The sequence below is a fragment of the Lamprocystis purpurea DSM 4197 genome (genome assembly GCF_000379525.1).
Lineage (GTDB): Bacteria > Pseudomonadota > Gammaproteobacteria > Chromatiales > Chromatiaceae > Thiodictyon > Thiodictyon purpureum.
Window position 1 is genome coordinate 32,530 of record NZ_KB902430.1, and the last position, 17,402, is coordinate 49,931.

Here is a 17,402-nt window from a genome sequence, read left to right on the forward strand (position 1 = left end):
TTCAGCGCGTGTTCTGCACCTGGACCCCATGATCCGCCAGCCACTGCACATCGAGCCCCCAGGTCACGGATTTGACGTCAGGCAGTGCCTCCACCACCTCCATCGCGCGTTTCTGGTGATCCACCAGGGACTGCTGGGCCTTGACCATGGCCGGATGGTCATCACTCAGGCCCGCCAGTTCCGGATACACGATCGGCAGGAATTGGATGGCGGGAAAGGCTGCCGACCGTGGTGTCGATATCGTTGCAACGCCGTTTTCCAGGGAGAGGACGCGGAACTGGTAGGGGTAATCGGACACGGCCGGATCCGATTCGAGAACTTGATTGATCTCCCACACCCGTGGTTGCCAGGTCGAGCGCATCCACATGACAAAAACGGCAATGACGATGATGCCAAGGACGACGCTATAATTTCGGGTAAAGCGATCCACGAGTGATATCCTCCGCGAAGGGGTTTGGGCTGGGTTTGGATGATGGGGCCGTCGGGAGACCGGCCGACCGACTGTACAAGGCTATTGAAGACGGGGTGCCACCGCATTGCGTATCCGCAGGCAAGCGCCGGGATGTGGCGCGGGGGCCACTGGCGCGGATCGTGGGCCCGGCCTTATCATCGTGTAGAATCGCGGTTTTACCACCACACGAGTGAGGCTCGTCCCGGCGGTGCGCCCACGTGCGTGAACCGGGCGGCCGGAGTTGAGCGTGCCAAGAGTGAGCGATAACGACGCGCCGCGCAGGGGTGACAACATCCCTGTTGGTGAAAGATCCTCGACGACCGGAGTTCCCAGAATCGGGCCGGGAGCTGACGGGGCGGTGGCCGCGGAACCGGCGCGCCGGTCGCGGGCGGCCCCATCGGCTGCCGCACCGGCGCGGCGTCGCACGCCTCGCGCCCCGCGATCCGTCGGCGGGTGGTTCCTGCATTATCTGGCGCCTTTGGGAACGCCGCTGCAATTCCTGACCTTGGGTCTGTTCGGGGCGGCCCTCTTCGTCAATGTGACCCTGCCGGAGCTGCCGGATGTGAAGCAGGGGTTGAGCGAGGTCCAGCTCCAGGAGCCGTTGCGGGTCTATAGTGCCGACGGTGCCCTGATGGCCGAGTTCGGCGTGGAGCGGCGGCAACCCATGGCCTTCGACAAATTTCCGCCGCTGCTGATCAACGCCTTCCTGGCGACCGAGGACAGCCGCTTCTTCGAGCACGGCGGTATCGACGTGGTCGGGATGGGCCGCGCGCTGATCAACTACGCCTCCACCGGCATCAAGGCGCAGGGCGGCAGCACCATCACCATGCAGGTCACCCGCAACTTCTTCCTGTCCCCGGAGAAGACCTTCCGACGCAAGCTCGCGGAAGTGCTGCTCGCCCTGCATGTGGAGAAAACCCTCAGTAAAGAAGAGATTCTGGAACTCTATTTGAACCAGATCTTCTTCGGCCATCGGGCCTATGGCGTCGCGGCGGCCGCCTCGCTCTACTATGGCAAGGACCTTTCCGAACTCAGTGTTGCCGAGATGGCGATGCTCGCCGGGGTCCCGAAGGCACCCTCGTCCAACAACCCGATTTCCAATCCGGAGCGCGCGCTCGAGCGGCGCGACTACATCCTCGGTCGCATGCTGGAACTGGGCTTCATCGATCAGACCCGGTTCGACACGGCCGTGCGGACGCCAGATCTGGCCAAACTCCATGGCCAACAGGTGGATCTCGAAGCCGGCTATGTTGCGGAAATGGTGCGCCGGGAGATCCAGAGCTATTACGGCGAGGCAGCGGCCAAGCAGGGCCTGCGGGTGACCACGACCATCGATTCCCGTCTGCAAACCGCGGCCCAGGAGGCCTTGCGCAAGGCCCTGCGCCAGTATGAGCGGCGCCATGGCTATCGTGGTGCCGAGGCGAAAGTCGATCTGGCCGGGGCCTCCGAGGCGGACATGGACGCCTACCTGGAGGGGGTGGCGCGGGTGCCAAGCCTGGAGCCTGGGCTGGTGACCGGCATCGAGTCAGGAACTGCCCAAGTCTACATGGGCGGGGGCCGCTGGACGACCCTGGGGCTCAGTCAGGTGAGTTGGGCACGGCAGTTCCGCAACGCCGGTTGGCGCGGCGGGGTGCCGCGCCGGGTCGCCGACGTGGTGGCCAAGGGTGACCTGATCCGGTTGCGTCTTGATCAAAAAGGCCAATGGGAATTGAGTTCCATCCCGGCGGTTACCGGCGTGCTGGTCACCCTCGCACCCCGCGACGGGGCGGTGCAGGCCATGGCGAGCGGTTACGCTTACACGGAAAGCCAGTTCAATCGCGCGGTGGACATGCGTCGGCAGCCGGGGTCGAGCTTCAAGCCTTTCATCTATGCCTCGGCCCTCAACGAGGGCTGGACCCCGGCGAGCCTGATCAATGACTCGACGGTCAAGGGTGTCGGCAATTGGAGCCCGCAGAATTCGGATGGCCGTCAGATGGGGCCCATTCGGATGCGCAAGGCACTGGCCTTGTCGCGCAACCTGGCCTCCATCAACCTGCTGCAGAGCGTCGGTCTCGACGACGCGAGCCGCTTTATCCGTCGTTTCGGCTTCGAGGTCGATCCGAAAGTCCTGGGTCCGACCATGGCCCTGGGTACCATCGAGACCTCGCCGATGAAGATGGCGGAGGGGTATGCCATCTTTGCCAACGGCGGTTATCACGTCCTGCCCTATTTCATCGCGCGTATCGAGAACGCCAACGGGGATGTCATCTACGAGGCATCGCCGCCGCGGTCCTGCTCCGATTGCTGGTACCGCTACGGGAAGGACAAGCCCGCGCGGACCGAGGCCGTCTCGGGTGAACATCTGGCCGAACAGGTCATAGATCCGCGCATTGCCTATCAGATGACGTCCATGATGCGGGATGTCATCGAGCGGGGGACCGGCACCCGTGCCCTGCGCCTCAACCGTAAGGATATCGTCGGCAAGACCGGCACCACCAATGATGTTCGCGACTCCTGGTTCTGCGGCTACCAAGCCGATTTCGTCACGGTCGCCTGGCTGGGCTTCGATAACAACGAGAAGCTCGGCCGCGGGGAGGAGGGCGGTCGGGCGGCCCTGAGCATGTGGACCGACTACATGGACGATGCGTTACAAGACAAGGCCGTTGCCCAGCTCGACATGCCGCCCGGGATGGTCCGGGTGCGTGTCGATGGCAATCGCGGTACCGAAACCAAGTCCACCGGGGGCCTGACCGAGGCGGTGATGGAGGAATACCGGCTGATGCTGATGGGACCGGAACCGGTGGGCGCCGGTGGCCTGGCAGCGTCGGGCGCAAAGAAAAAGACCGCCGCCGTCAAGCCCAAGGCCCAGGCCGCCAAGCCCGCACGCGCGGCGCCCAAGGTTGTGGACGATCTCTTCTAGTCCATCAGACTGATTTGACTTGGTCGGGAACCGTACCTTTATGTCAGGCTGCGGCAGTTATACCGTTGGCTCGATGCCGGCGGCCGGGCAACCGACAGGCACCAGCCGCGGTGCCTGCTGCAGTTGCATGAGATCATCCCGCAGCGACTCCAGCCGGCTGTTGAGTCGTTTGCGCTGGGCTTGATCCAGGGTCGCCCCGAGCCGGATCAGCAGTTCACCCATGCGCTCACCGATCGCGTCCCCGGCCGCGGCCAAGGCCGGGGGCAGGTCCTGATAATCGACCAGCCAGGCGCTCAGGAAGCGCTCGATGTTGGTCGCGTTCGCGTCGGCGCGCAGCAGCGCGATCAATCGCTCCCGTTTGCGCGTGCGGTAGTCCAGGAGCGCCTGGGTCGTGTCCGGCATCCGGCCGGTCACGTCGGCGACCAGCGTGCGCTGGGCGGCGCTCAAGGGGCCGGTCCACTCCTCGATCGATTCGACATACCGCTTGGTGCGCTTGCGCAGTTCCCGCCGCAGATCGCGGGTCCCGGGCTCGATCCGGTCGTCCGCGTAGTCGGCCGCGAAGCGCTGCTCCAACGCCTGCACTTGCGCGGGTGTCAGCCCCGCCAGCAAGGGTGCCGTCGCCGCGGTTGCGAGTCGGGCGTGACGCAGGTAAAGGGTACGGAACGCGGCGGTCAGGCAGCGGGTATTGGTCTGGTCGAATCCGTTGACACTAGCCGTGTGCAAAGCGTCGAACAGGCCCGCGAGACCCGGCAGCTCCTCCGCCCGATGCGTCTTGAGCGCGGCCTTCAGGCTCGGCTCCCAGCGCGCCAGTTGCTCGCTGTCCAGCTTCAGGTAGTCATCGGCGTAACGCTTGATGAGGAACTCGGAGGTGCCGTAAGCAATTTGCAGTTGACTGCAGCCGGCAAGGGCGGCACCGACCAGTATCCCGAGCAGGATCAGCCGGGGTACGCGAAGACAAAGATCTTTCATGTGCAAGCGCTGCCTCTGTAGGTTCAACGGGACGTCCCCAACCATTGACGCGCGCCCTGGGCTGGGCCAGGATTCACGGCTGGAATCGAACTGGAATCCGGACCATGATTGCGAACTCCATTGTTGGAGACAGGGTTCCCATTGGCGAGGACCGAACAAATGACAAGGACAGGGGCGGCCATGGTTGATCTCATGGAGCACTTCCCTCGTGTCGGTCGGGTGGTGTGGATCGGCGTGCGGTCCAAGCGCCGCGGCACCGTGCTGGAGCTGCCGGAGGTCCGTGCGCTGGTCGGTGCCGGTCTGCACGGCGATCACTACGGCAGCGCCGGCGGGTCCCGCGGGATCACCCTGATCCAGTACGAACATCTGGCCGTGATCGGCTCCCTGCTCGGCGAACCCCCGCTCGAACCCGCGCGGCTGCGTCGTAATCTTGCTATCAGTGGGATCAATCTGACCGCACTCAAGGGCCGCTGTTTCACGGTCGGTGAGGTTCTGTTGGAAGGCAGCGGCCTCTGCCATCCCTGCGCGCGGATGGAAGAGGCGCTCGGCCCGGGAGGTTACAACGCCATGCGCGGCCATGGCGGGCTGAACGCCCGCGTGCTGCAAGGCGGCCTGATTCGACTCGGAGATGCGCTGCGGGCCGTCGCCGCGACGGTCGATTGATCGCCCGTCGGCGGATGGGCGGAGCGCAGCATGCCGATCCTCTCAACCCGGTTGCCGGAGGCGAGGTAGCGACTGTCCCCATGAACCAAGGGTGCCAGGCATCTTGCCTGACCGAATCTGAGTAAACCATGCCCATGCCCAAGAACGCTCCCGATGTCACACAGAAATACCTGAACCTGCTGGCGGAGAAGTATCCGTCGATTCAGGCTGCATCGACGGCCATCATCAACCTGACGGCCCTGCTGCAACTCCCCAAGGGAACCGAGCATTTCCTCTCCGATGTCCATGGTGAGCATGAAGCCTTCGAGCATGTCATTCGCAATGGTGCCGGATCGATCTGGCGTAAGATCGACGCGATGTTCGGCGACGCGATGACGAAACCCGAACGGCGCAACCTGGCCACGCTGATCTACTATCCCGAGCTGAAAGCGCCCATGATGCTGCGCTGCGTCGCCGACAAGGACGAATGGAGCCGGTTGACGCTGATCCGCCTTGTCAAGTTCTGCCGCAGTCTCACCGCGAAATACCGTCGGGAAACGGTGCGCGGCTTTCTGCACAGTCATGTTGCCGACACCATCGAGGAACTGCTGTACGATCAGCAGGGCGTCGAGTCCAAGACGGCGTATTATCAGAGCCAGATCGATACCATCGTGTCGACCGGCAGCACCCTGACCTTCATCACCACCCTGGCGGAACTGATTCAGCGCCTGGCCGTGGCGAAACTCCATATCATCGGCGACATTTATGATCGCGGCCCGGGCGCCCACACGATTCTCGATCTATTGATGCAATACCATCAGGTCGACATTCAATGGGGCAATCACGACATCCTGTGGATGGGGGCGGCGGCGGGCAGTGAGGCCTGTATCGCCAACGTCATCCGTTTCAGCCTGCGTTACGGCAACATGGAAACGCTGGAGAACGGCTACGGTATCAGTATGTTGCCGCTGGCCTCGTTCGCGCTTGAAACCTATATGGATGACCCCTGTGAGCTCTTCGCTCCCAAGCTGCCCAAGGAACACAGCTTCACCAGTCAGGAAATCCGCCTGTTGGCGCAGATGCAGAAGGCGATCACCATCATCCAGTTCAAGCTGGAGAGCCAGGTGATCAAGCGCCGTCCACACTACCTGATGAACGATCGTCTGCTGCTCGATCAGGTCGACTATGAACGCGGCAGCATCAGGCTGGACGGGGTGGATTATCCCCTGCTGGACCACCTGTTCCCCACGATCGACCCGGCCAATCCGGATGTCCTTACGCCGGAAGAGCAGTCGGTGATGGACAAGTTGCTGCAGTCCTTCGTCAACAGCCGCAAGTTGCAGCAGCACACGCGCTTCCTCTTTGCCAACGGCAGCCTGTATCTGGTCCATGACGGCAATCTGCTCTATCACGGCTGTGTCGCCATGAACGAGGACGGCCAATTTCGCGCCTTCAACGTCGATGGCGAGTCCTTTACCGGGCGGGCGTTTCTCGATCGGGTGGACCGGCTCGCGCGGCAAGGCTATTTCGCGATCGATAACCCGGCGCAGAAGCAGTACGGCATGGATGTCATGTGGTTCCTGTGGTGCGCGCCCCAGTCACCGCTCTTCGGCAAGGAGAAGATGGCGACCTTCGAGCGTTGTTTCATCGCCGACAAGGCGACCCATGCCGAGAAGCGCAATCCCTACTACGCGCTGCGTGACACGGAGGACAGCGCGCGCAAGATTCTTGCCGAATTCGGGCTCGACCCGGACCGCGGCTGCATCATCAACGGTCATGTACCGGTGAAGGTCGGCAAGGGCGAACGGCCGATCAAAGCCAACGGCAAACTGATCGTCATCGATGGCGGCTTCTCGCGCGCCTATCAGAAAGAAACCGGTATTGCCGGTTATACGCTGATTGCCAATTCACGCTACCTGCTGCTCGCCGCGCACCAACCCTTTGAGTCGACGCACAAGGCCGTGTCGGAGGAACTCGATATCGACACCGAGACCGAGGTCATCCACACCTATCCGCGCCGGATGTTGATCGGCGATACCGACCGCGGCCGTGAAATCCAGGAGCAGATCGATGAACTGCATGCGCTGCTGCATGCGTATCGCGAAGGGTTGATCAAGGAACATCGTCTCGACTGAGTCACCGTCACCATGCTTGTCTATCTCCACGGACTCAACAGCTCCGGCCAGTCGGTCAAGGCGCGGATGCTGCGCGAGGGTCTTTCGCCCCACACTGTATTGGCACCGGACTATCCGGCCCATCGACCGGCCGCGGCGGTGCAGCGGCTGGGTGATTTCTTCGCCGATCTCGGGGACGTGCGTCCCGCCGTCATCGGCAGTTCCATGGGCGGCTTTTACGGCCAATGGCTGGCGCGTCGTTTCGCCTTTTCGCATGTCTTTCTGATCAACCCCGCGCTGACGCCTTGGGACCTGCTGCTGTCCCATCGCGGCGAGACCATGACCACGGCGCAGGGGGAGTCCTATCAGATCACCGCGGAGTTGATCGAGGCGACCCGCCTCTACGGCATTGTGAACCCGTGCGACGGCGTGCCGACCACGGTCTTCCTGGACCGCGGCGATGAGCTCATCGACTACCGCATCGCCCGGACCTGCTATCTGGACTGCGGCCGGCTGATGATGTGGGACGGCGGGGATCATGCCTTCCAGCATCTGGACGCGGCGATGGCGGTGATCCGTGAGCATCTGGATAGAGTCCTGGTGTCACCCCAGCAATTTCCCGGCGATGTGGAAGCCGCCGATATAGGTGCCGATGCCGGCCCCCAGGGTGCTCAGCAAGAATACGACGAAGACGCGCGCGACCCGATTGCGCCACCAGCCGCGAATCGTGGCGACGTCACCGCGCAGGGTGCCGAAGTCGCCGACACTCGGTTTGCGCAGGGATAGTTCAACCACCCCGGTGACCATCCCGGCGCCGATGGCCGGGTGGAGTGTCGTTAACGGTGCGGCCAGAAAGGCCGCGAGCACGGTCAGGGGGTGGCCGCCGGCGATCAGGGTGCCCAGTGCGCAAAGCCCGCCGGTGATCAGGATCCAGGAGACCACCAGGTCGAAGCCCAGCGCGGGGCTTTGCACGAATCCGTAGGCCAGTCCGCCGATGATCAAGAGCAGGAGCAGCCAGGGCAGGACGGACGGCCAGCGGCGCGGTTTCGGCACCTGCTCCAGCGCCGTCAGTCGCGCCTGGCAGTCATCGCAGCCCGCGTTGAGCTCCCGGGTGATGCCCTTCAAGTGGCCGACCCCCACGACCACCAGCACCCGCTTGACGCCGTTGCGCTCGGCCTCTAGGCGGAGCTTGGCAGCCATATAGCGGTCGCGCTCGTCGATCAGCGGGGCGTACAGGTCCTGACGGTCGTGGGCGAACTCGGCAAAAGCGGTCTCCAGTACGTCGCCCTCCTTGAGCCGTTCCACCTCATCCTCGGTCACATCGTCAGTCGTCAGCAGCGCGGCCAGGAGGCCGACGAACAGGCTGTAACGTTTCCACCAGCTCAAGCTCGCCGAGATCCGCCGCAGCGTGATGCCGATTTCGCGATCGATGAGGAGCACGGGCAGACCGCGCTCGCGGGCGAGGCGCACCGCGGCCCGCTGCTCGGCCCCGGGCTCGATGCCGAACTGATCGGCGAGGCGTTGCTGATAGGCCGCCAGCGCCAGGTTGGCCACCACCATGTAGACGCGTCGCTGCCGGATGACCGAGAACAGGTCCATCTGCGCCAGAGACTTGGGGTCCATGAGGGCAGCGTAGCGGCTGCGGCACAACTCCACCGCGACGGCGTCATAGTCCCCGCTGCCGATCAACTGCTCGACTTGCTCGACGCTGATGCGTGAGACATGGGCGGTGCCGAGCAGGGTGATGCGGGTCTCGCCAAGTGCAACTTCACTTTGGGGTTCATCGGATGGCGAGACGATGGGTGGCAACATGGGGCAGGTCCTGCGGCGGTCGCTCACGAGGCGTGGGCGAGCATCATAACCCAGGGCGGGGGATCGGGGCGCCGTTGGTGGCCGTCGGAAGATCCCGTAGAATCCTGGAGAGTGGTGCCGCGCGCTCGCCCTTTATAGCGTTCGCACCTGATATCCAGACAGACCTTCGTGTAGGGGCGGGTTTGAAACCCGCCCCTACGTCCGGTTATCACACCCGAAAGCTATATACCGGAGTCAGGATGAAGTACAGGCCTTTTCGCGGTCGGGTCACGGCAGTTGTCCTCGCCGGTCTGCTGCTCGCCGGATGCGGCACCATCGAGAAAGACAAGCGGGCGCTGGGTCTTCAGGCGGCGACCGCAGCCTATCAGTCCGCCCTGCGCTGGGGTTATTTCGAGACCGCGTACGGATATGTACATCCGGATCAGCGTAAGGGCAACAGCAAGGATCTGCCGGCGGTCTTCAAGGATCTGCGGGTTGCAGGCTATGACGTCGTGCAGCCGTCGCTGATGCAGAGCCCGGGGGAGGCCGTCCAGGTCGCCACGATCGAGTACTTCTACGAGGATCGGCAGGTGGTGAAGACGATCACCGATCGTCAGACGTGGAACTACGACCCGAAACTCGAAAGTTGGTGGCTCTCCTCCGGCTTGCCGAAGTTCAGGTGAGCGACGACGAATCGACTCTAAACCGCGCCCGGCGCGGTATGCGATGTTGTTGGATCGGATCGGCCCCGGCAGACTCCACGCTTGCTGAAACCGGCGCGGTTTCGGCCCTAGGGGGACCAGCGCCGGCGCAGTCCACCAGCGTGTCGCGCCTGTCCAGGGCATTGAAACCGCGGTCGAGACTCACCACTATGTGGACGTGATAAAAACCAACGGTCAGGCACCGTCAAGGACCACCCGTCATGATTCCAGCGACCCCGTACTCCGCTACCGCCAAGCTTGCCCACTGGCTGATCGCGGCGTTGATTCTGGCCGCTTTCCCGCTCGGGCTCTATATGCACGAATTGTCGCTGTCGCCCGAGAAGCTGCGCCTGTACTCCTATCACAAGTGGATCGGCATGACCGTGTTGTTGCTGTTCATGCCGCGGCTGCTGTGGCGCCTCGTGCGGCCGCCGCCGGCACTGCTGCCGGGTCCCGCCTGGCAACTCAAGCTGGCCGAGGCCACCCACTGGCTGCTCTACCTGCTGATGGCGGCCGTGCCGCTGTGCGGCTGGCTGATGAGTTCGGCCAAAGGGTTCCAGGTCGTCTATCTGGGACTGGTGCCGCTGCCCGATCTGGTCGGCAAAGATCAGGCGCTGGGCACGCTGTTGGCGGATCTGCACAGCAGCCTCGCCTGGGCGCTCATGGTGTTGATCGTGGTGCACGCCGCCGCGGCGCTCAAACATCATCTGATCGATCGGGATGACACGCTGCGCCGGATCTTGCCCTTCGTCAAATTGCCCTCCGGAGACACTCGCCCATGATCAGTCCGCGCATCGCCGGGGTGGCCGTCCTGCTCCTCGCCGGGGCCGCCCAGGCCGTCGAGTTCAATCAGGTGCAGCCCGAGAAAACCAAACTCGTTTTCACCTCCAAACAGATGGGGGTGCCCGTCGACGGCGGTTTCGGCCGACTCACCGGCCAGATACGCTTCGATCCGGCCGAGCCGTCGGCCGCCAGTGCCCGGCTGGAGATCGACCTTTCGAGCATTGATGCCGGCTCAGCGGAGGCCACCGAGGAAGTGGTCGGCAAGCAATGGCTCAACGTCAAGGCGTTCCCGACCGCCGGGTTCCAGTCCACCAGCGTCAAGGCGCTGGGCGGCGACCGCTTCGAGGCCGTTGGTCAGTTGACCATCAAGGGCCAGACCCGCGAGCTGACCGCTCCCTTCACCTTCAAACAGGAGGGCGCCGCCGGGGTGTTCGACGGGGTCTTTGTGCTCAAGCGCCTTGACTTCGGCATCGGCGAGGGCACTTGGTCGGATGTAAGCACGGTCGCCAACGAGATTCAGATCAAGTTTCACGTCGTCGCCGCTTCGCAGCACGAAAACGTCTTGCAACCCCATTGAGAACACCCCTATGAACAGACTGATCGCCCTGGCCGTCACCGTCACCCTGTCCGGCGCCGCCGCAGCGGCCCCCGAGACCTACATCATCGAAGGCAGCCACACCTTGCCGCGTTTCGAATACAACCACTTGGGATATTCCAACCAGGCCTCGCGCTTCGACAAGACCACCGGCACCATCGTCATCGACCGCGTTGCCAAGACCGGCTCGGTCAATGTGAGCATCGACACGACCTCGGTGAACACCGGGTCCGCCAAGTTCGACGAGCACATCCAGGGCGAGGACTTTTTCGACACCGCCAAGTACCCGACCATCACCTACACGTCCGACACACTGCGGTTCAAGGGTGACACCCTGGTCGGCGTTGACGGCAACCTGACCATCAAGGGCATCACCAAGCCGGTGGCGCTCAAGGTCGAATCCATCCTGTGCAAGCCCCACCCGATCATGAAGAAGGCGGCTTGCGGCGCCAATGCCGTCGCCAAGATTCAGCGCTCTGATTTCAATCTCGGCAAGTACGCCCCCGCCGTGAGCGATGAGGTGACCCTGATCATCCCGGTCGAGGCCTTCAAGGAAGAGGAAGCAGTCATCAAGCCGTAGGGTCCGCTGCGCGGACCCAGCCCCTTAGAGCGGCAGGGTTCTCCACATCCGCTGTGGTCCCTTCTGTGGATAGCTTGTGATCAACCGGCCTGAGCCTCAGCCGGACAGTGCCTTAGCGATGCCGGCTAACATTTGGCCGGCACCTCCCCGGTCGGCGCCCGGCGTCGCCGCTTCGGGTTGCGACCGCAGGCCGCAACCCCCAATTGACCCTGACGAATTCATCTCCGCGGAGGCCGCCGGTGCAGCATCAGCTTAGGGTCATCAAGCCCGAAGACTATTTCATCCTGGAAGAGCCCTACTACGAACCGGTGGGCGACGAGATCGCGGTCTTCGAGGCGGCCTACCGTAATGGTCTGCCCATCCTGCTCAAGGGTCCGACCGGTTGCGGCAAGACCCGCTTCATGGAGCACATGGCTTGGCGGCTCAAACGGCCGCTGATCACCGTGTCCTGCCACGACGATCTGACCTCCTCCGACCTGGTCGGCCGCTTCCTGGTCAAGGGCGGGGAGACCATCTGGGTCGACGGGCCGCTCGCGCGCGCCGTGCGGGCCGGCGGAATTTGCTATCTCGACGAGATCGTCGAGGCGCGCAAGGACACCACGGTGGTCATCCACCCGCTGGCGGACGACCGGCGCTGTCTGCCCATGGAAAAGGTCGGCGAACTCCTGGAGGCCCCGACCGAATTCTGTCTCGCCATCTCCTACAATCCCGGCTATCAGTCGGTCCTCAAAGACCTGAAACAATCCACCCGCCAGCGCTTCGTCGCCCTCGAGTTCGACTACCCCGGCGCGGCCCTGGAGCAGCGCATCGTCGAGAAGGAGTCCGGTATCGATGCCGGCCCCGCCCGCCAACTGGTGAAGTTCGCCCACATGACCCGCAATCTGAAAGGGCAGGGGCTCGACGAGGGCGCCTCCACCCGCCTGCTGGTCCATGCCGCCAAACTGATGGTGGCCGGCGTCGCCCCGGTGGTCGCCTGCAAGAGCGCTGTCGCCCAGGCGCTGACCGATGACCCGGATATGCTCACGGCGATCAACGAGTTGTCGGGGTCATTGTTTTAGCCAAAGGACCCGCGAAGTCGCTTGGAAAACTGATGCGGGCGCGACGGGGTGGGGTGGGTATTCGTTGGACATACTTAGGCCCCACCGCGGAGTCGCTTGGAAAACTGATGCGGGCGCGACCCCGCCGTCAGATGTTCTTGAAAAATATTTGACAAGCCCGTCTCGATTTTTTAATTTTGTCCCTCTGTCCCGGGACAAAGGGACATTAAAAAAGCTGATCTAATGAAAAGTCAAGATATCGTTGTTCTTTTTAAGCTCGCGAGCCTTGATCTTGCCGAGCGCCGTGTCGCCGAGCGGCGCCAACGGGATATTGAGCAGGGATTGGCAGCCAAGCTCTTCGATTGGTACGGATGGGAACCCGTCGAGGAGAGTGAATTTGGAGCGGAAGAAGCCAAGTCAAAGGACGACCGATCCGCCGAGCGCTACTCGGTCCGGGGGCTGGCGGCATCGCTGGGTATTAATAAAAACGAGGTGTCCGCCTCGCTGAACCGAAGTGTCGATGCGGATCTGTTGCGCCGCGAGCGTGTCACTCGGCATTTGCGGGTCAACAACCGTGTTCTATTGGACTTGGCTGAGCATTGTCTTAGATATGTCTTTCCCGTCAAGCCGGGTCCTTTGATGCGCGGCATACCTACCGGATTTGCTGCCCCGGTCTTGGCTGACGACATCGCAAGCGCTGGCGAGACGATCCCTGTTTGGCCTTACGCGCGAGGGAGTCGACTTGGGCAAAGTGTATTACCTTTGCACCGGGCGGTGCCCGAGGCAGTGCAAAAGGATCAGGACCTATATGCGATGTTAGCGCTGGTCGATGCCTTGCGGTTAGGCAACCCACGCGAACGAACTGCAGCCCGTCAGCGCCTTGAGCAGATCCTGGATGTTCTGTGAGCGGTGAGGCCCAAGCGCATCGCGCGATGATTGCAACGGTCGCTCGGGCTTTAGGTGCAGAACTCCTTGAACGGGTGGCTTTTTTGGGGGGGTGTGCCACGGGGCTCTTGGTAACGGACGAGGTGACGCGCGAAGCGATCCGACACACTCAAGATGTTGACTTGATCATCGGGGCAGTTACGCTCGGCGAGTGGACCCGTTTAAAGCGAAAACTCGAGCTACGCGGTTTTCGCTGTTCTCCAGAGGATGACATCATCTGCCGCATGCGCCTCGACACCCTAATCGTCGATTTCATGCCTCAGGATGAGCAAGTGTTGGGTTTCACCAACCGCTGGTACGCGTTGGCACTAGAAACCGCTCAGTCCTACCGCCTGACCAGTGAACTGACTATCCCCCTGGTTACTCCGGCCTTGTTCGTCGCGACCAAACTAGAGGCGTACCGGGGCCGGGGTAGGAATGATCCTCTGGCGAGCCACGATTTGGAGGATTTAATAAACCTCTTCGACGGCCGCGCAGATATTGTCGAACAGATCGCTGCGGCTGATGCGGAGGTTCGTCGATTTATCGCCATCGAGATTGCTGCATTGCTCCAAAACCGCGATTTCTCGAACGCAGTTTCAGGCAACCTCCGCGATTCGGATCGAGAGGATATCGTCGTCGACCGACTGGAGTCCGTCGCTGTACTCGTTTGACGGGATTGCCGTCATGCGTTTGCGTAACCCAGAGATGGGCGTTGCTGCCAAACTCAAGGGTGCTCCCAAGAGGTGATCGCGGACTCACGTGAGTTGCAACCCGCTTTACCCAGGCAAAGAAGGCATGAAATCCGCTACCCCACTCACCGCCGCCGAACTTGAAGACCGCATGGACCGCTATCTGGACCCGGTGCTGTCCTCCCGGCGCACGGCCGCGCGCCCGGCGGCGGACCTGGCCGGCTTCGGCGCCGCCGAGCAGGGGTTCGTACTGCATTGGGGTGCGGTGATCGCCAAGGATAACGCCGAGCTGGCCTATCAGTTCACCGCCTTCGCCCCGCGGGCCATGGGGCTGATGAATCTGGAATCGGTGCAGTCCTGGCTGCTGTACGCCATGGATCTGTATGACAAGAAAGGCCAACTGCCGGCCATCCGCGCTTTCCAGGAGGTGGCCGCCTTTGCGGCCAACCAGCAGGAGAAGCTGGCCGGCCGGGCGCTGGAGGATTGCGCCGGGGTGCTGGAGCGCTTCGTCTGCGGTCTCAACGGCCGGCCGCTCAAGATCGCCGCCGGCGACCGGCATTTCACGGACACCGAGCAGTGCTTGCTGCCGCCGGTTATCGGCCGCTTTGCGGACCCGGCGGCCAACTTCCGGCTCTATAAGGCGATGGTCGTCCATCAATGGGCGCAGAACTGGTACGGCACCTGGCGCGGCGGCGTGCTGCTGGAAGCGGCGGCAACGCGCGGCCTGACCGGGGCCGGGCTTGAGCTGTTCCACGCGCTGGAGCAGGTGCGGCTGGACGCCTGCATCGCCCGCGATTTCCCTGGTCTACAGCGCGACATGGCGGCCCTGCGGCACGCGTTGGACCCCGGCGGGGAGGGCAGGGACCCGGACTGGGCTGCGGCCGTCGCGGGGCTGGCCGACCCGGCCGTCGGCGTGGCCGACAGCCTGAATCTCGCGGCGCGGCTCCACGGCCGCCGCCCCGACACCTGCTGCTACCGCGGCGCGCTGGACCCGGACGCGGTGCGCGCCTGTCTGGAGTCCCGTGCCGCCCTGGAACGGGATCTGTTCCGCATCGCTCTGGCCCGGCTGGTCGAGGATCAGGACGGCCGCCCACCCGGCGCGGAGCAGCCCGAAGCCCTGACTTTGCCCGAGACCGCCGCGCGTCTGGAGGCGCAGCGCCACGCCGATCCGGACCGCCCCACCGGCGTGCGCTTCGAACTGTTGCTGGACGGCAAGCCGGTCGCCCCGCCGGACGATGTCCGCTCCGTGATGGAGAGCATTCTCCAGGACCATGGCGAGATTCCTCCCGAGTACCTGGTGGCCGCCGGCCCCGGACTCTATCGGCGCGCCGCGGCGGACACGGGGCGCGATCCGGACGCGGTCTGGGCCGGCACCTATCATGAGGAGGGCGCCTTTCTCTATGACGAGTGGGATCACGAGCGCCGTCACCACCGCAAGGGCTGGTGCGTGTTGCGGGAGCACGCGGTGCCGCCCGCGTCCCTGGACTGTTATCACCAGACCCTGGCCAAGTACCGCGGCCTGATCAAGTCCATCCGCCGCACCTTCGAGGTGCTGCGCGGCGAGGAACGCATCGCCCGACGTCAGCCGCACGGCGAGGACGTGGACATCGACGCCCTGGTCGATGCCTATGCCGACTGCCGCGCCGGCCTGGAGCAGACCGACCGGCTCTTCACCCGGCGCCACCGGGACGAGCGGAACATCGCCGTCCTGTTCATGGTGGACATGTCCGGCTCCACCAAGGGCTGGATCAACGACGCGGAACGCGAGTCGCTGATCCTGCTGGCCGAGGCCCTGCACACCCTGGGCGACCGCTTCGCCATCTACGGCTTCTCGGGCTGGACGCGCAAACGCTGCGAGTGCTACCCGGTCAAGCGCTTCGCCGAGCCCTACGACGACAGCGCCAAGGCGCGCATCTGCGGCATCGCCCCGCGCGACTACACCCGCATGGGCGCCCCCATCCGACATTTGACCAAACTGCTGCGTGAGCAGGACGCCCGCACCAGGCTCCTGATCACCCTGTCGGACGGCAAGCCCGACGATTATGATCACCAGTATCGCGGTGTCTACGGCATCGAGGACACCCGCGCCGCACTCTTCGAGGCCCGCCGCGACGGCATCCACCCCTTCTGCATCACCATCGACGAGCAGGGCGCCGACTACCTGCCGCACATGTACGGTCCGGCCAACTATGCCGTCATCGCCGACGTGGGCAAACTGCCGCTGAAAGTGTCGGACATCTATCGCAAGTTGACCTCCTGACCACCTGAGCGGTTAGCCCTCCGGCGGCCGACCCGCCAGTTGAGCGCGCAACTCCGCCAGCGCTTGCTCGGCCTCTCGGCGCGCCTGCGCCTCGGCGTCAGCCCGCCGCGTCTCGCTTGCGGCCTGCAATTCAGTCTCCCGCCACTCGGGGAGCACGAACTCGGCATACACCGGGTCGCGATACATGGCGCTGGGCGCGGGTTGCGCGCACAGGTCGGTCACTCGGAATTGCAGTCCCGGCAGCACGCGCGACCGGATCACGCCGTTCTGCGGTGCGATGGGCACATAGACACCCTCTGTTGTGCGGGTGAAGAACGCCAGTCGCTCGGGGTCGCGGTGCAGGATGTAATACTCGGGGACCCCGGCGGCGGCATACTCGGCCTTTTTGGTGACCGTGTCGCGCTCGATTGCGCCGCGCTCGGTCGTCGACAGGGCCTCGATGCAGAGGTCGAAGACGCCGCGATAAGAGATATCCAGGGGTAAGAGCGGCTGGGGGTTATCGTTGCGCACCACGCCGAGATCGGGCTTGCGGATCACGGTCCCGGTCGGCAGCGGCAGCCGGAAGCCCATCTCCAAGGCCACCGTGCGGGCGATCGGGCGGGTATCCAGAAAGAGCTGCAGGAGCCGGACGAACCAGGCATGGACCAGATAGGTCTCGTAGTCGGACACGGGTTTTTCCTCCAGACGACCGTTGTTCCATTCGTAATGGACGTCCGACTCCAGGTAATACGCTTTCCAATAGGTCTCTTCCGAGACCGGCAGGGCGTCGGCGGCGTGCGGTGCGGCAAGCCGCTGCGTCAAGGGTTCGGGCGGGCGCGCGACCGCGGGGAGCGGCGCGCAAAGTGTGGCGGAAGTTGGGCTCATGGCAGTCGACTGGGCCGTGAAATGGCGTACTTAAGCTGAAGCTTAGCACAGGGTCGCCGCGCGACTTGCACGGTCGTCCGGGTGCGACGGGCGTGCCCTG

15 protein-coding genes and 1 pseudogene are annotated in these 17,402 nt (G+C 63.8%); 12 read left to right on the top strand and 4 right to left on the bottom strand.

Going from position 1 to position 17,402, the window contains the following annotated elements:
- Position 1: 1 nt before the first annotated feature.
- Positions 2-430: a hypothetical protein gene (locus A39O_RS0107460; RefSeq protein WP_026199229.1), complete on the bottom strand. Its 429-nt coding sequence runs from the start codon at positions 428-430 to the stop codon at positions 2-4.
- Between the two features lie 379 nt (positions 431-809).
- Between A39O_RS0107460 and A39O_RS0107465 the strand changes: the two genes are divergently transcribed.
- Positions 810-3,350, top strand: coding sequence for a penicillin-binding protein 1A (locus A39O_RS0107465; protein WP_245561816.1), 2,541 nt, complete (start codon positions 810-812; stop codon positions 3,348-3,350).
- 57 nt (positions 3,351-3,407) lie between these two features.
- Here the strand turns inward: A39O_RS0107465 and A39O_RS0107470 are convergent, their stop codons facing one another.
- The gene (locus A39O_RS0107470) at positions 3,408-4,319 is read right to left on the bottom strand and encodes a DUF6279 family lipoprotein (protein ID WP_020504066.1); all 912 of its coding nucleotides are present in this window, start codon (positions 4,317-4,319) and stop codon (positions 3,408-3,410) included.
- A gap of 180 nt (positions 4,320-4,499) precedes the next feature.
- Between A39O_RS0107470 and A39O_RS0107475 the strand changes: the two genes are divergently transcribed.
- The 3 genes and pseudogenes from A39O_RS0107475 to A39O_RS38035 form a co-directional block, all read left to right on the top strand.
- The gene (locus A39O_RS0107475; RefSeq protein WP_211211553.1) at positions 4,500-4,982 is read left to right on the top strand and encodes an MOSC domain-containing protein; all 483 of its coding nucleotides are present in this window, start codon (positions 4,500-4,502) and stop codon (positions 4,980-4,982) included.
- Between the two features lie 134 nt (positions 4,983-5,116).
- Positions 5,117-7,096, top strand: a complete 1,980-nt coding sequence (locus tag A39O_RS0107480; RefSeq protein ID WP_020504068.1) for a fructose-1,6-bisphosphatase — start codon at positions 5,117-5,119, stop codon at positions 7,094-7,096.
- A 12-nt stretch (positions 7,097-7,108) separates the two neighbouring features.
- Positions 7,109-7,636: pseudogene (locus A39O_RS38035) on the top strand (YqiA/YcfP family alpha/beta fold hydrolase); the annotation flags it as partial.
- A 42-nt stretch (positions 7,637-7,678) separates the two neighbouring features.
- Here the strand turns inward: A39O_RS38035 and A39O_RS0107490 are convergent.
- Entirely contained in the window at positions 7,679-8,887 is a 1,209-nt protein-coding gene (locus tag A39O_RS0107490) for a TraB/GumN family protein (RefSeq protein WP_020504069.1), read from the bottom strand.
- 239 nt (positions 8,888-9,126) lie between these two features.
- On the opposite strand from A39O_RS0107490, the gene A39O_RS0107495 reads away from it, so the two are divergent.
- The 8 genes from A39O_RS0107495 to A39O_RS0107530 all read left to right on the top strand — a co-directional run bounded on the left by A39O_RS0107495 (position 9,127) and on the right by A39O_RS0107530 (position 16,438).
- Complete coding sequence (locus A39O_RS0107495; protein ID WP_020504070.1) at positions 9,127-9,549, top strand: hypothetical protein; 423 nt, start codon at positions 9,127-9,129, stop codon at positions 9,547-9,549.
- Between the two features lie 239 nt (positions 9,550-9,788).
- Positions 9,789-10,349: a cytochrome b gene (locus A39O_RS32480; RefSeq protein WP_020504071.1), complete on the top strand. Its 561-nt coding sequence runs from the start codon at positions 9,789-9,791 to the stop codon at positions 10,347-10,349.
- A complete protein-coding gene (locus A39O_RS0107505; protein ID WP_020504072.1) occupies positions 10,346-10,927 on the top strand; it encodes a YceI family protein in 582 nt (193 codons plus the stop codon). Before A39O_RS32480 ends, A39O_RS0107505 begins: the two co-directional genes overlap by 4 nt.
- A 10-nt stretch (positions 10,928-10,937) precedes the next feature.
- On the top strand, positions 10,938-11,525 hold the full coding sequence (locus A39O_RS0107510; RefSeq protein WP_020504073.1) for a YceI family protein: 588 nt from the start codon (positions 10,938-10,940) through the stop codon (positions 11,523-11,525).
- Positions 11,526-11,764: 239 nt separating this feature from the next.
- Entirely contained in the window at positions 11,765-12,583 is an 819-nt protein-coding gene (locus A39O_RS0107515; protein WP_020504074.1) for a CbbQ/NirQ/NorQ/GpvN family protein, read from the top strand.
- Positions 12,584-12,805: 222 nt separating this feature from the next.
- Positions 12,806-13,468, top strand: a complete 663-nt coding sequence (locus A39O_RS0107520) for a hypothetical protein (RefSeq protein WP_020504075.1) — start codon at positions 12,806-12,808, stop codon at positions 13,466-13,468.
- Positions 13,469-13,494: 26 nt separating this feature from the next.
- Entirely contained in the window at positions 13,495-14,160 is a 666-nt protein-coding gene (locus tag A39O_RS0107525) for a hypothetical protein (RefSeq protein ID WP_051088781.1), read from the top strand.
- A 124-nt stretch (positions 14,161-14,284) separates the two neighbouring features.
- Positions 14,285-16,438 carry a nitric oxide reductase activation protein NorD gene (locus A39O_RS0107530; RefSeq protein WP_020504077.1) on the top strand — a complete coding sequence of 718 codons (2,154 nt, stop codon included), beginning with the start codon at positions 14,285-14,287 and terminating at the stop codon, positions 16,436-16,438.
- Between the two features lie 12 nt (positions 16,439-16,450).
- Here A39O_RS0107530 and A39O_RS0107535 read toward each other — a convergent pair whose 3' ends face one another.
- Positions 16,451-17,302, bottom strand: a complete 852-nt coding sequence (locus A39O_RS0107535) for a Uma2 family endonuclease (RefSeq protein WP_083924569.1) — start codon at positions 17,300-17,302, stop codon at positions 16,451-16,453.
- Positions 17,303-17,402: the final 100 nt, after the last annotated feature.

Bases quoted from the DNA above. Each gene is read 5' to 3' on its own strand.
- A39O_RS0107535 (WP_083924569.1), bottom strand. From the start codon at position 17,302: ATGAGCCCAACTTCCGCCACACTTTGCGCGCCGCTCCCCGCGGTCGCG.
- A39O_RS0107475 (WP_211211553.1), top strand. From the start codon at position 4,500: ATGGTTGATCTCATGGAGCACTTCCCTCGTGTCGGTCGGGTGGTGTGG.
- A39O_RS0107505 (WP_020504072.1), top strand. From the start codon at position 10,346: ATGATCAGTCCGCGCATCGCCGGGGTGGCCGTCCTGCTCCTCGCCGGG.
- A39O_RS0107495 (WP_020504070.1), top strand. From the start codon at position 9,127: ATGAAGTACAGGCCTTTTCGCGGTCGGGTCACGGCAGTTGTCCTCGCC.
- A39O_RS32480 (WP_020504071.1), top strand. From the start codon at position 9,789: ATGATTCCAGCGACCCCGTACTCCGCTACCGCCAAGCTTGCCCACTGG.
- A39O_RS0107530 (WP_020504077.1), top strand. From the start codon at position 14,285: ATGAAATCCGCTACCCCACTCACCGCCGCCGAACTTGAAGACCGCATG.
- A39O_RS0107490 (WP_020504069.1), bottom strand. From the start codon at position 8,887: ATGTTGCCACCCATCGTCTCGCCATCCGATGAACCCCAAAGTGAAGTT.
- A39O_RS0107480 (WP_020504068.1), top strand. From the start codon at position 5,117: ATGCCCAAGAACGCTCCCGATGTCACACAGAAATACCTGAACCTGCTG.
- A39O_RS0107525 (WP_051088781.1), top strand. From the start codon at position 13,495: ATGATTGCAACGGTCGCTCGGGCTTTAGGTGCAGAACTCCTTGAACGG.
- A39O_RS0107520 (WP_020504075.1), top strand. From the start codon at position 12,806: ATGAAAAGTCAAGATATCGTTGTTCTTTTTAAGCTCGCGAGCCTTGAT.
- A39O_RS0107510 (WP_020504073.1), top strand. From the start codon at position 10,938: ATGAACAGACTGATCGCCCTGGCCGTCACCGTCACCCTGTCCGGCGCC.
- A39O_RS0107470 (WP_020504066.1), bottom strand. From the start codon at position 4,319: ATGAAAGATCTTTGTCTTCGCGTACCCCGGCTGATCCTGCTCGGGATA.